The sequence below is a fragment of the Nocardioides salsibiostraticola genome, assembly GCF_054783655.1.
The window spans coordinates 194,487-208,716 of sequence record NZ_BAAGQD010000026.1; the positions used below are offsets into that span (position 1 = coordinate 194,487).

A 14,230-nucleotide genomic window follows, 5' to 3' on the forward strand; every position below is an offset into this window, starting at 1 on the left:
GCCGCCGGTGGTTGAGGTGTGACGAGCGCCAGCGAGGAGCCTCGAGACCCCCGGCCCACACGGGAACCAGGGCTTGGTTTCGAGGCTCGCTGCGCTCACACCTCAACCAGCGCGTTAGCGCTATATCGACAAAGCGACCTATGGACTAGTAACTAGATCGGCTTGTCGGTTCGATTTCTCGGGTCGATCACGTCCACGATGCGGCGGAGGTCATCCAGCGAGGCGAACTCGATGGTGACCTTGCCCTTGCGTTGACCCAGATCCACCTTCACCCGGGTCTCGAGGCGGTCGGAGAGACGTTCGGCCAGGTCAGCGAGCCCTGGGGCTGTGGGCTTGCGTCGCTTGACCCGAGCCTCCTCACCCTTCTCCAGGCCGCCGACAGCAACGATCTCCTCGATTCCGCGGACGGAAATCCCCTCGGCGACGATCCGCTGAGCCATCCGGTCCTGGATCTCGGCGTCATCGATCGCCAGAAGTGCCCGCGCGTGACCTGCGGACAGGACGCCCGCCGCGACTCGGCGTTGCACCGCCGGAGTCAGGCGCAGCAAGCGCAGTGTGTTGCTGATCTGCGGGCGGGACCGACCGATCCGCGAGGCGAGTTCTTCGTGGGTGCAGCCGAAGTCCTCCAGCAACTGACCGTAGGCAGCCGCCTCCTCGAGCGGGTTGAGCTGAGCGCGGTGCAGGTTCTCGAGCAGGGCGTCGCGCAGCATGTCCTCGTCGTCGGTCTGACGCACGATCGCCGGGATGACGCTGAGGCCCGCCACCTGGGAGGCGCGCCAGCGACGCTCCCCCATGACCAACTCGTAGCCCTGATCCCGCTTGCGCACCACGATGGGCTGGAGGAGCCCGATCTCGGTGATGGAGTGAACCAGCTCGGCCAGCGCCTCCTCCTCGAAGACCTGGCGGGGCTGCACCCGGTTCGGAACGATCTCCTCGATCGGTAGCTCGGCGAAGTAGGCACCAGAGGGGATAGCGTTCTCGACCACCGCAGCCGAGGGTCCCTGCTGGGGGACCGCTCCGGATCCGTTCGATTCGCTGGCCGTGGGCCCGGCACTCGGACCGGACGACCCGGGAGTACCGGGCGCCTCGGTCGGAATCAACGACCCCAGACCCCGACCCAGTCCTCGGCGCTGCTGACGTGAATCGCTCATCGTGTGGTTCCCCTCGTGGCGATCTCTCGCGCGGCTTCGAAGTAACTCAGGGCCCCGGGGGAGCCCGGGTCGTAGGTCATCACGGTCTGGGCGTACGACGGCGCCTCGGAGACGCGCACCGATCGCGGGATCGAGGTTTTCAGCACCTGCGCACCGAAGTGGTCGCGCACCTCCTGAGCGACGCCGGCCGCGAGGCGGGTGCGGGCGTCGTACATCGTCACCAGGATCGTGGACACGCTGAGTGTGGGGTTGAGGTGAGCCCGCACCATCTCGACGGTCTCGATCAGCTGACCGAGTCCTTCGAGGGCGTAGTACTCCGCCTGGATCGGGATCATCATCTCGTCACCGGCCACCAAGGCGTTGAGCGTCAACAGACCTAGCGACGGGGGACAGTCCACGAAGACGTAGTCGTACCGGTCTTCTCCCGATTCCGCCTGGGTCCCGATGCCCGGGTGAGCAGACAAGGCGCGCTTCAACCGGTTCTCCCGCGCCACCAGGCTCACCAGTTCGATCTCCGCGCCGGCCAGATCGATGGTGGCTGGTACGACGTCCAGGTTGGGGATATCTGGACAGGCCGAGATGACGTCCTGGAGGGGGACCCCATCAACCAACATGTCGTAGGTGGACGGCACCCCCCGGTGGTGATCCACGGCCAGCGCGGTCGAGGCGTTGCCCTGCGGGTCCAGGTCGATGACCAGGACCCGTTGGCCCAGTTGAGCCAGGCCGGCGGCGACGTTGACGGTCGAGGTGGTCTTGCCTACCCCGCCCTTCTGGTTGGCCACTACGAAGATCCGGGTGGCCTCCGGCCGGGTCACCGAGGGCCGGGCGGTCGTAGCCTGACGGGCCAGCAAGCTGTGCTGGGCCGCCCGGGCCAGAGGCGTCAGGTTGTCGTCGAACTCCGGGCCCTCGGCCAGGTCGGCCGCGGTGCGCACGACGAACTCGGTTTCACGTGAAACCGAAGGAGAGCCGTCTGTTTCACGTGAAACAGAGGCCGGATCGGTCTCGCTGACCCCCGTGGGGGTGTCCTGCGGGACGCTATCGCTCACTGGGAACGCCTCGACTTCCGCTTGCTAGAGGTTCGCGGCCGACTGGCGGGGGAGGACCCGGGGCCGCGTGGCAAAGATACTCGGCTGGGGTCTCCCCAGGGAATTCTGACGACGAAAGTGGACTCCGAACCATCGGCGGGGATCAGTTGCTCCACCGTAGGGGTGCCGGCCGACAACTTTTGGAGGTGCTCCCTATGTTCAGCGACCTCCTCAGCGGCACTCGATCCTTTCAGGGCCAGCACCTCACCCAGGGGGGAGCAGAGGGGGAGGCACCACCCCACCAGTCGGTCCAGGGGAGCAACCGCGCGCGAACAGACGACGTCGAAGGTACGCGTGCCATGGAACTCCTCGGCGCGCCCGCGTAACACCTCCACATTGCTCAGACCCAGGTCAGCGACCACTTCGTCGAGAAAATTGGTTCGGCGTAACAAGGGCTCCAACAACGTGAACTCGAGATCGGGTCGCAGGATCGCCAGCACCAGACCCGGGAGACCAGCACCGGAGCCGACATCACACACCGTTCCGGACTCGGGCAGCAGGTGAGCCGGTAGCGCACAGTTCAATACGTGTCGGCTCCAGAGGCGGGGCGTCTCACGAGGCCCGATCAGACCCCGCACGACTCCCGCATCGGCCAACCACCCGACGTACTCCTGCGCCATTTCAAGACCTGGGGAAGTGAAGACCCCCCGCACCGAATCCGGAACGGGGGGCACTTCGCCAGGTGAACGGGTCGTCACGCGTGACCCAACCGGGGCAGTTTCACGTGAAACACCACTACTCCGCCGGCAGGACGACGACGAAGCGGCGAGGCTCGGTCCCCTCGGATTCCGAGACCAGACCCGCCCCCGCCACGGCATCGTGCACGACCTTGCGTTCGAAGGGCGACATCGCGGTGAGGGACTCGCGCTCACCGGACTCCCGCACCCGAGCGACCACATCCGCGGCCAGGGCTTCCAGCTCTTCGCGACGCTGGGCGCGGTGGCCGCCCACGTCGAGCATCAGACGTGAACGCTCACCGGTTTCGCGGTACACCGCGAGACGGGTCAGCTCCTGAAGGGCTTCTAGGACCTGCCCGTCAGAACCAACCAACTGGCCGAGGTTCTCGCCCACGATCGAAACGGCAGCACGATCGCCTTCGACGTCCATGTCGAGGTCACCATCAAGATCGGCGATGTCCAGCAACTCTTCGAGGTAGTCCGCAGCGATGTCGCCCTCGCGCTCGAGCAACGTGAGGCGGTTGCTGCTCGATCCCGTGGTGGGCTCGGTGGCTTCCTCGGTCTGCTCGGCTTCCGGAGTCTCTTCGACCTGATCCACGTCAGAACTCATTTCTTGCCACCCTGCTTCTTCTTCTTGATCGGCGGGCCGTATGCCGGCCCCTTGGCTTGGGTCGATCCGCGATCGACGGGTTTAGTCGGCGACGGCTCCGCGCCGGTGCCCGGCGTCTCGGAGGGCGACTGGGACGGGGTCTGGGGTTGCGCCTTGGCCGCGGACTGCTTGCGTTGCGCCTTCGTCTGACGCTTGGGCTGCTGACGCTGGACGGGACGCTGCTCCTCCTCGACGAGGGTGGCCACTCCGCCGGTGCCCTCGTCATCGGCGACGCCGATGCCCTTCTTCAGGTCACGCTGACGCTTGGCGTCGAAGGCCGGTGTGCCGGGAGCCGGGTTGTTCCGAATCACGTAGAACTGCTGACCCATCGTCCACAGGTTAGAGGTCGTCCAGTACATCAACACCGCGATCGGGAAGTACACACCACCGAGACCGAAGGCCACGGGCAGGACGTAGAGCAGGATCTTCTGCTGCTGGGCGTACTGGCCGGTCATCGCGTCGGCCGGCATGTTCTTGCTCATCAACTGACGCTGGGTGATGAACGTGGTGGCGGTCATGGCCAGAACCAGCACGGCAGAGAGCAGCATCACGCCGATGTCGGCGCCACCTGAGGTCCACGGACCCGACTGCAGAAAGGTTTCCTTGATCGGGATCTGCCCGAACAGTTCCGCCTGGCCGAACTCCACGGCCTTGGCGTCGGTGAGGAACCCTCGTCCCTCTTGATTCTTCGCGGCGAAGTCGATGAGCCGGAACAGGGCGAAGAAGATCGGCATCTGCAGCAGGATCGGCAAGCAGGAGGCGAACGGGTTGGTGCCCGCATCCTTGTAGAGCTTCATCGTCTCTTCGGCCAGCTTCTGCCGGTCGTGGCCGTACTTCTTCTGCAGTTCCTTGACCTTGGGCTGGATCAACTGCATGTTGCGACTGGACTTGATCTGCTTCACGAACAGCGGGATCAGCGCTGTGCGGATCACCAGGGTCAGTCCGACGATGGACAACACCCAGGACAGACCGCCCTCGGGGTCCAGTCCCACCAACGTCCAGATCTCGTGCCAACCGAGCATGATGGCGGAGATGACGTAGTAGAGCGGCGTCATGATGAAGCCGCCGATGTCGCCGAAGATTCCCATGAATTCAGGCTCCTTGTTGGGTGGATACAGAAGATTTCACGGGCGGTACGTGATCGACTCCGCCTTCGGCCCAGGGGTGGCAGCGACCCACACGACGAGCCGCCAACCAACTACCTCGCACGCTTCCGTGCACCTGCACCGCCTCGAGAGCGTAGGCCGAACATGTGGGGTAGTACCGGCACACTTGGCCGTAGAGCGGACTGATCACCGCACGATAGAGGCGTAACACCCCGATAAGCAGGTACTTCACGACACCGTCCTCAACGCAGGACCCGAGCCAGACAACGATCCAGGCCGACGCCGAGTTCCGCGGAGTCAGCACCGGATGAGGCAGGTAGAGCGCGAACGACCACCAGGGCCGCCGGAGGGAGCTGATCCATCCGGTCGGCCATCAGGTGTCGCAGTCGCCGCTTGACCTGGTTGCGAGTCACCGCATCCCCCACGGCCTTACTCACCACAAACCCGACTCGGGGAGTCCCTCCGGGGTCGCCGGTGGAACCGGCGGCCTCGTTGCTCCAGCGAGCGTGGAGGACCACATGGCGTGAGGACGCACGGGTACCACCGCGCACCGCCGTGGAAAAGTCCGCGGGGTGCGTCAGGCGGTGGTCGCGAGGAAGCATCCTCAGGTCCCGGACACGAGGCGTTTGCCCAGCGTCAGACGGCTAGGTTCTTGCGGCCCTTGCGACGTCGGTTCGACAGCACCGTGCGGCCCGCGCGGGTCCGCATGCGCAGACGGAAGCCGTGCACCTTGTGCCGGCGACGGTTGTTCGGCTGATACGTTCTCTTGCTCACGACGTGCCTCTCGATTGATGCTGTTGGTGACCTTGGCTGGTCCGTACGGAACAGGCAATGGTGCCCGAAATCGCTGGGTTTCATCCCGCCGTTCTGCGCGCGGGACCCACCCGGATTCGGCTGGCACCGCCGCCCCACGGTGAGCCCCATGTCCTGGGACCACCCGTGAGCCTGCGGCACCGGTCGACGACCGATGACCAATGAACGGTACGCGTTGGGATTCCACGGGGTCAAACCGACCTCATCGAGAGCGGGAGCCTTCGCGACCGCGCGCCGGTCAGCCTGTGGATGAACTCTTGCCGGAGACCTCCCTACGGGGTTAGGTTTCCACAGTCGCCACTCCCCCGCAGGCACCGGGTCCTGGATCACAGGCCCTCGACACGACACCGAAAATGCTGTCCTCGAACCTCTCTGACCTGCGGATATGACGGCGGAGCGGGGTTGAAGAAGCCACCAGGTTCTCCGGGTGCCCCTCGGTACGACGATTGATACACATCCTGTGGATAAGTCTGTGGAAACAGATCCCACGACAAAGACTCGACACCAGGACAGAAGGGCGGGCGACCCCCATGGCCCATGACGAAGACGACACCACCCAGGGGCCCGCCAACCCCCCGATGAACCCACCAGCACCAGAACCCGACCTGGTCGAGGCATGGCATTCGCTGGTTTCAGATCTCCAGCCGCATCAGCAGGCGTGGCTGCATCACTGCGAGCCGATGACCCTGCACGAGAGCAGCGCAATCATCGCCGTCCCCAACGACTTCACCCGCTCCCAGGTCGAGGGACGTCTGCGCAACCAACTCGAGGACGGCCTCACCGAGGCCTACGCCCGAGAGATCCGCATCGTGGTGGCCGTGAACCCGGCTCTGGAGGCCCACACCAACAGCGCCCAGACGAACAACGAATCATCGACTGATCGATTCGTCGACAAGTCGACAAATAACGTGCACCACCTCCCGCCCATCCATGAGGCCCCCGCGGCAGAGACCCAAGAATCGGCTCGGTCCACCGCAATGGAGACCCGGCTGAACCCGAAGTACAGCTTCGAGACCTTCGTCATCGGCTCCTCGAACCGATTCCCGCACGCCGCCGCCGTGGCTGTGGCTGAGGCCCCCGGCAAGGCCTACAACCCGTTGCTGATCTACGGGGACTCCGGACTGGGCAAGACCCACCTCCTGCACGCGATCGGTCACTACGTTCGCAGCCTCTACAACGGGGCGAAGGTGCGCTACGTCTCCAGCGAGGAATTCACCAACGAGTTCATCAACGCCATCCGGGACGACCGCCAGGATCGTTTCAAGCGGCGCTACCGCGATGTCGACGTACTCCTCATCGACGACATCCAGTTCCTCGAGGGCAAGACCCAGACCCAGGAGGAGTTCTTCCACACCTTCAACACGCTGCACAACGCGAACAAGCAGATCGTGCTGACCTCCGACCGGGCGCCCAAGCGACTCGAGGCGCTCGAGGACCGGTTGCGCAACCGCTTCGAATGGGGCCTGATCACCGACGTCCAGGCCCCCGACCTCGAGACCCGCATCGCGATCCTGCGCAAGAAGGCCGCCATGGACCGGCTGACCGCGCCCCCGGACGTGCTCGAGTTCATCGCCTCCAAGATCCAGACGAACATCCGCGAGCTGGAGGGGGCCTTGATCCGGGTGACCGCGTTCGCGAACCTCAACCGCCAGGAGGTCGACATGACGCTGGCCGAGATCGTGCTGAAGGACCTGATCCCCGAGGGCGGCGAGCCCGAGATCACCGCTCCGTTGATCATCGCCCAGACCGCGGCGTACTTCGGACTGTCCATCGAGGAGCTCACCGGGCCCAGTCGCGGACGCCACCTGGTCATGGCCCGTCAGATCGCGATGTATCTATGCCGCGAGCTCACCGCCCTGTCCCTGCCGAAGATCGGCGCCCAGTTCGGCAACCGTGACCACACCACGGTGATGTACGCCGACCGGAAGATCAACCAGCTCCTCGCCGAACGGCGGGCGGTCTTCAACCAGGTCAGTGAGTTGACCAACCGCGTCAAGCTCCAGGCCCGCCAATCCTGAAAGTGCCGAACCTGCGGACCGCCCATCACATGAACTGGCGGTCCGCAGAGCAGATCCTCCCTGTGGAACGCGCCGTCCCCCGGGTACGAACTACATGGGGAGGATCTGTGCAGTCCCGACCTTGTTCTTCGCACAACCCAGCTTTCCTCCACAGCGACCGACCGCAACTGCACACTCCCTGCACACCCCCTGTGGAGGACGCCACGCCCCGCCACCTGCGCGGACGACAGTTCTCCACAAAGTGCACAGCTCCTACGACTACTCCGGACCTCTCATCAACGGGTCATTCGCCAAACTCTTCTCGGGCCTCCGCCTGTGGATGAACCCCGGGCCGAGCCGCTCACAGCGCCCCGCAACACCGTCCAAGCCGAACCCTTGTCAGCCCGTCACCAACCTCTTGTCATTCCGCCCTCTGACATCACCGACCCAACGCATGGCAAGATGCAATCCCCACGGCCCCGGCCGGTATCAGCCCTCTCCCGCAACAGCGGGAACTCCCAGACCCTTGTGAAGGATCGACACCGTGAAGTTCCGAGTCGAACGCGATGTTTTCGCCGACGCTGTCGCCTGGGCGGCTCGTAGCCTCCCGGTCCGACCCAGCGCCCCGGTCCTGGCCGGCCTCCTGATCGATGCCAGCGACGAGGGCCTGGTGCTGTCGACCTTCGACTACGAGACCTCGGCACGAGCCACGCTCTCGGCGGAGGTCAGCGACGAGGGACGAGCCCTGGTCAGTGGTCGACTCCTCGCCGACATCTGTCGGAGTCTGCCGGCCAAGCCGGTGGAGCTCACCCTTGACGGCGTCCGGGTGACCCTGACCTGTGGTTCCGCACGGTTCACCCTGCAGACCATGGCCGTGGAGGACTACCCCGCGATCCCGGCGATGCCCACCGCCACCGGCACCGTGCCCAGTGACGTCTTCAGCCACTCGGTCGCCCAAGCGGTCACCGCCGCCGGCCGCGACGACATGCTCCCGGTGCTCACCGGTGTCCGGATCGAGATCGACGGATCCTCCATCTCGCTGCTGGCGACCGACCGTTTCCGGCTCTCGCACCGCGAACTGACCTGGGACCCCAACTCCCCGGACGAGTCCGTGGCCGCGCTGGTTCCCGCAAAGGTGCTCGCCGACACCGCCAAGGCTCTGACCGGTGGGTCCGAGATCAGCATTGCGTTGTCCAACTCCGGGACCGGTGAGGGCATCATCGGTTTCGAGGGCAAAGCAGCCGGCGGCGTACGCCGCACCACCACCCGCCTCCTGGACGGTGAGTTCCCCAAGGTCCGCAGCCTCTTCCCGGGCGAGAAACTCACCACCGCGAGGGTCGAGAAGGCCGAGCTCATCGAATCGGTCAAGCGCGTGTCCCTGGTCGCCGACCGCAACTCAGCGGTTCAGTTGGCTTTCGGAAACGGGCTGCTGACCCTCGACGCTGGCTCCGGCGACGAGGCGCAGGCCTCGGAGTCGATCTCCGCGGAAATCACCGGTGACGACATCACCACCGGCTTCAACCCCCAGTTCCTCCTCGACGGACTGACCGCCATCGATGAATCCGTCGTCGAACTCGCCTTCACCCAGGCCGCCAAGCCCGTGGTCATCAGCGGCGTCTCGAACGACGGCGCCGACACCGGATTCCGCTACCTGTTGATGCCGCGTCGCCTCCTGAGCTGACCGGTTCGCTGTCCAGCCACCCCGCGCACACGAAGGGAACGCCCATGGAGATCGGCCTCATCGGACTCGGGAAGATGGGTGGCAACATGCGCACCCGGATGCGCGAGAAGGGCCTGACCGTCGTCGGCTACGACCGCGACCCGAAGCTCTCCGACGTCGCAGACCTGGCCGAGCTGTGCTCGACGCTGTCGGCTCCACGCGTCGTGTGGGTGATGGTCCCGGCCGGGGCTCCGACCGCCGAGACCATCGCGGCCCTGGCCGATCACCTCGACGAGGGCGACACCGTCGTTGACGGCGGCAACTCCAAGTACACCGATGATCAGGAGCACGCCGCGACCCTGGCCGAACAGGGCGTCGGCTTCGTCGACTGTGGCGTCTCTGGTGGCGTCTGGGGTCTGCAGAACGGCTACGCCCTGATGTGTGGCGGCAGCGACGCCGATGTGGCGAAGGCCCAACCGGCCTTCGACGCGCTGCGCCCCGAGGGTGATTCCGGCTTCGTCCACGCGGGCCGCAAGCCGGGCGCCGGGCACTTCGCGAAGATGGTTCACAACGGCATCGAATACGCGATCATGCAGTCCTACGCCGAGGGCTTCGAGCTCCTCGAGAAGGTCGACCTGGTCGAGAATGTCGTGGAGGTTTTCGACTCCTGGCGCGAAGGAACGGTGATCCGTTCCTGGTTGCTGGATCTCCTGGTCGCCGCCCTGGAGGAGGACACCCACCTCGACGAGTTGCGGGGGTACGCCGATGACTCCGGAGAAGGGCGCTGGACCGTGCAGGCCGCGATCGACCACGCCGTCCCGATGAACGTCATCGCCGCTTCACTGTTCGCCCGCTTCACCTCGCGCCAGGACGACAGTCCGGCCATGAAGGCGATCGCCGCCATGCGCAACCAGTTCGGTGGCCACGCGGTGCACACCGACCCGCCTCCCGGTGGCGAGGCCTCCTCCCAGTGACCCCTCGTGAGTCCGGAGCCCTGACGTGCACGTCTCGCACCTGAGCCTCTACGACTTCCGGTCCTATTCCAGTCTCGACCTGCCGCTCTCCCCTGGGGTGACGGCGTTCATCGGACGCAACGGCCAGGGCAAGACCAACCTCGTGGAAGCCATCGACTTCCTCTCGCGGCTCTCCTCCCACCGCGTAGCCAGCGACACCCCCCTGGTCCGGGCCGGGTGCCCGCAGGCCGTGGTGCGTGCCGCGGTGGTCAAGGACGAGCGGACCGCGATCCTCGAGGTGGAGATCAACCCCGGAAAGTCGAATAAGGGACGAATCAATAAGTCGACATTGCCGCGGGTGCGCGAGATCATGGGTCTGGTGCGGACGGTGATCTTCTCCCCTGACGACCTGACCCTGATCAAAGGCGATCCCTCGGACCGTCGAAGGTTCCTCGATGACCTGTTGATCCTGCGCGCGCCCCGGTTGGCCGGCGTCCGTTCCGATTACGACCGGATCCTGCGGCAGCGCAACTCCCTGCTCAAGACCGCGGGTCACCGGCGTGGAGCCAGTCAGGACAGCGCGTTGTCCACCCTCGAGGTCTGGGACGCCAACCTGGCCCGGGTGGGAGCGGAGTTGCTCGACGAGCGGCGCCGCTTGGTCGACGAGCTGGCTCCCTACCTCGCGACGGCGTACACGACGGTGGCCAGGGGGGCGACGCGAGACGATGCGGCGATCTCCTACCGGTGCTCCTTCGAGCTGCCCCCGGGGCCGCTGTCGCGCAGCGACCTCGAGGAGGCCCTGCTGGCCGAGGTGGGACGTCGGCGATCCGACGAACTCGATCGAGGGGTGTCGCTGGTCGGCCCACACCGCGACGAACTGGTCATGACCCTGGGCGGACCCCCCGAGGCTCGGATGCCGGTGAAGGGGTACGCCTCCCACGGGGAGAGTTGGTCCTTCGCACTGGCGCTCAAGCTCGCCTCCTACGATTTGCTGCGCAGCGACGGCGACGACCCGATCCTCATCCTCGACGACGTCTTCGCTGAACTCGACACCGAGCGGCGCGAACAGTTGGCCGCGCTGGTGGCCGATGCCGAACAGGTCCTGGTGACCGCGGCGGTCGGTGCGGACGTGCCCGAGGTCCTCGCTGGTGATCGCTTCCTGGTCCGAGAGGGCACGGTTGTCCATGAGTGAGGACGAGCCGGACCCCACCACGCCGAACCCACCGACCCCGGCCGATCAATCGGGGTCGTCCGAGCCGGCCACTGACGACGGCCTGGATCTGGCGCGAGCCCTGACCAGGGCCACGGCTGGAACGACCCCGGCCGCACGGCGTCGCTACAAGTCCCGCGAAGGGGCGGACAACTCGATGCGGCGACCGGGTCGATCCTCAGGCGCCCACCCCGACGACCGGGACCCGCAGATGCTCGACGGCGAGGTGGCCCGGCTCATCGATGACCGGGGCTGGGCCCTGGACCTCCGGGTCCGTGGCGTGTTCGCCCGGTGGGCTGAGCTCGTCGGTGACCAGATCGCCACCCACACCACTCCGGAGTCCTTCGCCGACGGTCGACTGGTGGTGCGCACGAGCTCCACGGCTTGGGCCACTCAACTCAAACTGCTTGCCCCCGACGTCGTACGCCGCCTCAACGCCGACCTGGGCGACGGGACCGTGACGGTGATCGAGGTGCTGGGACCGGAGGGTCCGACGTGGAAGAAGGGACGACTCTCGGCCCGGGACGGACGCGGTCCACGCGACACCTACGGGTGATCGACGGGCCATCGAACAGGCGAACCAGGAGGACCTCGAACGTATGGGCCCCCAGATCCGGGCCTGCGCAGCGCTCGTAGTGGCCTTGAGAGCCCTCCTAGGCACCATCGCGCACAAATTGTCTCCTCCTCCTGTGGATAGATACGTGCCCCTAGCCCCTAGGCGGGCTATCATGGGGTTCTGCCGCTGGTGAACTCGTCGGTGAACTCCTTCGGGCTCACCCAGCGGCTCTTTGGTGGCCTGATCCCGAACTGTGAAGAGGAACCCCCGCGTGAGCGACGACAACGTGTCCGAATCGATCCAGCGGGACAGCAACGGCGATTACGACGCCTCCGCGATCCAGGTCCTCGAGGGTCTCGAGGCGGTCCGCAAACGCCCCGGTATGTACATCGGATCGACCTCCGAGCGCGGACTGCACCACCTGATCTGGGAGGTCGTGGACAACGCGGTCGACGAGGCGCTGGCCGGCTACTGCGACCGGATCATCCTCACCCTCCAGGCAGACGGCGGCATTCGGGTCCAGGACAACGGACGCGGCATCCCCACCGACACCGCGCCCGGACAGGAACTGCCCGCTCTGACGATGGCCCTGACCCTGCTCCACGCGGGAGGAAAGTTCGGCGGCAGCGGCTACAAGGTCTCCGGTGGTCTACACGGCGTCGGCATCTCCGTGGTCAACGCGCTGTCGAGCCAGGTGATCGCCGAGGTGCGCAACCGCGGAAACGAGTGGCGCCAGACCTTCAGCATCGGGGTGCCCGACGGGCCCCTGGAGCAGGTGCGGCCGATGGAGGCCGGGGAGCGGACCGGCACCACGATCACCTACTACGCCTCCGAAGAGATCTTCGAGACCACCCGCTACTCCCTGGACACCATCACCTCACGAATCCGGGAGATGGCCTTCCTGAACAAGGGCCTCGAGATCGTCGTACGCGATGAGCGTGCCGCGGCCGACGAGATCGCCGACGCGGTCGAGGACGAGACCGTGGCCAACGACATCGATGCCTCGCACCCCGATGACATCGCGAAGGTCGAGACCGGTGGCCTGGAGCAGATCTTCAAGTACGAACGCGGCCTGGTCGACTACGTCGAGCACCTGAACCGCACCAAGCAGGCAGCCAACCCGACGATCATCTCCTTCGAGGCCGAGACCGCCGAGAGCGTCGAGCACCACATGAGCCTCGAGATCGCGATGCAGTGGAACACCACCTTCTCGGAGTCAGTGCACACCTTCGCGAACACCATCAACACCCACGAGGGCGGCACGCACGAGGAGGGGTTCCGTTCGGCGTTGACCGGGTTGGTGAACACCTGGGGTCTCGAGTGGGGCCTGATGAAGAAGCCCGAGGACCGGGTCTCCGGTGACGACATCCGTGAGGGTCTGACCGCGATCATCTCGATCAAGTTGGCCGAGCCGCAGTTCGAGGGACAGACGAAGACCAAGCTCGGTAACTCCGAGGCCAAGGGCTTCACCCAGCGGGTCGTCAAGGACGAACTCGACGCGTGGTTCGCGGCGAACCCGGCCGAGGGCCGCGACATCGTGCGCAAGTCCCAGGCGGCCGCGTCGGCTCGGATCGCGGCCCGCAAGGCTCGTGACCTGGCCCGGTCCCGCAAGGGTCTGCTCGGCGGCGGTGGGCTGCCCGGCAAGCTCGCGGACTGCCAGTCGACCAACCCGGCCGAGTGCGAGGTGTTCATCGTCGAGGGTGACTCCGCGGGCGGTTCGGCCAAGCAGGGTCGCGACCCCAGGACCCAGGCCATCTTGCCGATCCGGGGAAAGATCCTCAACGTCGAGAAGGCGCGGATCGACCGGGTGCTGGCCAACACCGAGGTCCAGGCGATCATCTCCGCGCTCGGAACCGGCATCCAGGAGGAGTTCACCCTGGACAAGCTGCGCTACCACAAGGTCGTGCTGATGGCTGACGCCGACGTCGACGGCCACCACATCAACACACTCCTGCTGACGCTGCTGTTCCGGTTCATGAAGCCGCTCATCGAGCACGGCTTCGTCTACATGGCCCAGCCTCCGCTTTACCGGTTGCGGTGGAACAAGCCGCACGAGCACGAGTTCGTCTACTCGGACTCCGAGCGCACCGCGTTGCAGGCCGACGGTCTGGCCAACGGCAAGAAGTTGCCGAAGGAGAACCCGGTCCAGCGCTACAAGGGTCTCGGTGAGATGAATGCCGACGAGCTGTGGGAGACCACGATGGATTCCCAGCAGCGGATCCTGCTTCAGGTGACGTTGGAGGACGCGGCTCAGGCCGACGAGATCTTCTCGACCCTGATGGGTGAGGACGTGGAGCAGCGACGCTCCTTCATCCAGCGCAACGCCAAGGACGTTCGGTTCCTCGATATCTAGCCCGGCCGCCGGTTGAGGTG

The 14,230-nt window shown here is 65.9% G+C and carries 14 protein-coding genes; 6 read left to right on the plus strand and 8 right to left on the minus strand.

Annotated features, from left to right (window positions below; translation table 11 throughout):
* Positions 1 to 152 precede the first annotated feature (152 nt).
* From ACYVLV_RS15450 to rpmH, 8 genes are all read right to left on the minus strand, one after another.
* Positions 153 to 1,151, minus strand: coding sequence for a ParB/RepB/Spo0J family partition protein (locus ACYVLV_RS15450; RefSeq protein WP_460811301.1), 999 nt, complete (start codon positions 1,149 to 1,151; stop codon positions 153 to 155).
* Complete coding sequence (locus ACYVLV_RS15455; RefSeq protein ID WP_460811302.1) at positions 1,148 to 2,083, minus strand: ParA family protein; 936 nt, start codon at positions 2,081 to 2,083, stop codon at positions 1,148 to 1,150. The genes ACYVLV_RS15450 and ACYVLV_RS15455 overlap by 4 nt, the downstream gene beginning before the upstream one ends.
* A 110-nt stretch (positions 2,084 to 2,193) precedes the next feature.
* Complete coding sequence (gene rsmG, locus ACYVLV_RS15460) at positions 2,194 to 3,054, minus strand: 16S rRNA (guanine(527)-N(7))-methyltransferase RsmG (protein WP_460811303.1); 861 nt, start codon at positions 3,052 to 3,054, stop codon at positions 2,194 to 2,196.
* Positions 2,972 to 3,523, minus strand: a complete 552-nt coding sequence (locus ACYVLV_RS15465) for a Jag family protein (RefSeq protein WP_460811304.1) — start codon at positions 3,521 to 3,523, stop codon at positions 2,972 to 2,974. The genes rsmG and ACYVLV_RS15465 overlap by 83 nt, the downstream gene beginning before the upstream one ends.
* Entirely contained in the window at positions 3,520 to 4,650 is a 1,131-nt protein-coding gene (yidC, locus tag ACYVLV_RS15470) for a membrane protein insertase YidC (RefSeq protein ID WP_460811305.1), read from the minus strand. The genes ACYVLV_RS15465 and yidC overlap by 4 nt, the downstream gene beginning before the upstream one ends.
* A 4-nt stretch (positions 4,651 to 4,654) precedes the next feature.
* A complete protein-coding gene (gene yidD / locus ACYVLV_RS15475; protein WP_460811306.1) occupies positions 4,655 to 4,972 on the minus strand; it encodes a membrane protein insertion efficiency factor YidD in 318 nt (105 codons plus the stop codon).
* The gene (gene rnpA / locus ACYVLV_RS15480) at positions 4,911 to 5,270 is read right to left on the minus strand and encodes a ribonuclease P protein component (protein WP_460811307.1); all 360 of its coding nucleotides are present in this window, start codon (positions 5,268 to 5,270) and stop codon (positions 4,911 to 4,913) included. Before rnpA ends, yidD begins: the two co-directional genes overlap by 62 nt.
* 34 nt (positions 5,271 to 5,304) lie before the next feature.
* Positions 5,305 to 5,442, minus strand: coding sequence for a 50S ribosomal protein L34 (gene rpmH, locus ACYVLV_RS15485; protein WP_460811308.1), 138 nt, complete (start codon positions 5,440 to 5,442; stop codon positions 5,305 to 5,307).
* A gap of 617 nt (positions 5,443 to 6,059) precedes the next feature.
* On the opposite strand from rpmH, the gene dnaA reads away from it, so the two are divergent.
* The 6 genes from dnaA (at position 6,060) to gyrB (ending at position 14,210) form a co-directional block, all read left to right on the plus strand.
* Entirely contained in the window at positions 6,060 to 7,499 is a 1,440-nt protein-coding gene (gene dnaA / locus ACYVLV_RS15490; protein WP_460812224.1) for a chromosomal replication initiator protein DnaA, read from the plus strand.
* Positions 7,500 to 8,022: 523 nt separating this feature from the next.
* Positions 8,023 to 9,159: a DNA polymerase III subunit beta gene (dnaN, locus tag ACYVLV_RS15495; protein WP_460811309.1), complete on the plus strand. Its 1,137-nt coding sequence runs from the start codon at positions 8,023 to 8,025 to the stop codon at positions 9,157 to 9,159.
* Between the two features lie 44 nt (positions 9,160 to 9,203).
* On the plus strand, positions 9,204 to 10,112 hold the full coding sequence (gene gnd, locus ACYVLV_RS15500; protein WP_460811310.1) for a phosphogluconate dehydrogenase (NAD(+)-dependent, decarboxylating): 909 nt from the start codon (positions 9,204 to 9,206) through the stop codon (positions 10,110 to 10,112).
* Positions 10,113 to 10,137: 25 nt separating this feature from the next.
* Positions 10,138 to 11,283 (plus strand): DNA replication/repair protein RecF, encoded by a 1,146-nt coding sequence (gene recF / locus ACYVLV_RS15505; RefSeq protein WP_460811311.1) that lies wholly within the window; start codon positions 10,138 to 10,140, stop codon positions 11,281 to 11,283.
* Positions 11,276 to 11,857 (plus strand): DciA family protein, encoded by a 582-nt coding sequence (locus ACYVLV_RS15510; RefSeq protein WP_460811312.1) that lies wholly within the window; start codon positions 11,276 to 11,278, stop codon positions 11,855 to 11,857. Before recF ends, ACYVLV_RS15510 begins: the two co-directional genes overlap by 8 nt.
* Before the next feature lie 271 nt (positions 11,858 to 12,128).
* Complete coding sequence (gyrB, locus tag ACYVLV_RS15515) at positions 12,129 to 14,210, plus strand: DNA topoisomerase (ATP-hydrolyzing) subunit B (protein ID WP_460811313.1); 2,082 nt, start codon at positions 12,129 to 12,131, stop codon at positions 14,208 to 14,210.
* Positions 14,211 to 14,230: the final 20 nt, after the last annotated feature.

Excerpts from the sequence above, each read along its gene's own strand:
- yidC (WP_460811305.1), bottom strand. The coding sequence starts at position 4,650 with ATGGGAATCTTCGGCGACATCGGCGGCTTCATCATGACGCCGCTCTAC.
- ACYVLV_RS15465 (WP_460811304.1), bottom strand. The coding sequence starts at position 3,523 with ATGAGTTCTGACGTGGATCAGGTCGAAGAGACTCCGGAAGCCGAGCAG.
- gnd (WP_460811310.1), top strand. The coding sequence starts at position 9,204 with ATGGAGATCGGCCTCATCGGACTCGGGAAGATGGGTGGCAACATGCGC.
- ACYVLV_RS15510 (WP_460811312.1), top strand. The coding sequence starts at position 11,276 with ATGAGTGAGGACGAGCCGGACCCCACCACGCCGAACCCACCGACCCCG.
- rnpA (WP_460811307.1), bottom strand. The coding sequence starts at position 5,270 with ATGCTTCCTCGCGACCACCGCCTGACGCACCCCGCGGACTTTTCCACG.
- dnaA (WP_460812224.1), top strand. The coding sequence starts at position 6,060 with ATGAACCCACCAGCACCAGAACCCGACCTGGTCGAGGCATGGCATTCG.
- ACYVLV_RS15450 (WP_460811301.1), bottom strand. The coding sequence starts at position 1,151 with ATGAGCGATTCACGTCAGCAGCGCCGAGGACTGGGTCGGGGTCTGGGG.
- rsmG (WP_460811303.1), bottom strand. The coding sequence starts at position 3,054 with ATGCCGTGGCGGGGGCGGGTCTGGTCTCGGAATCCGAGGGGACCGAGC.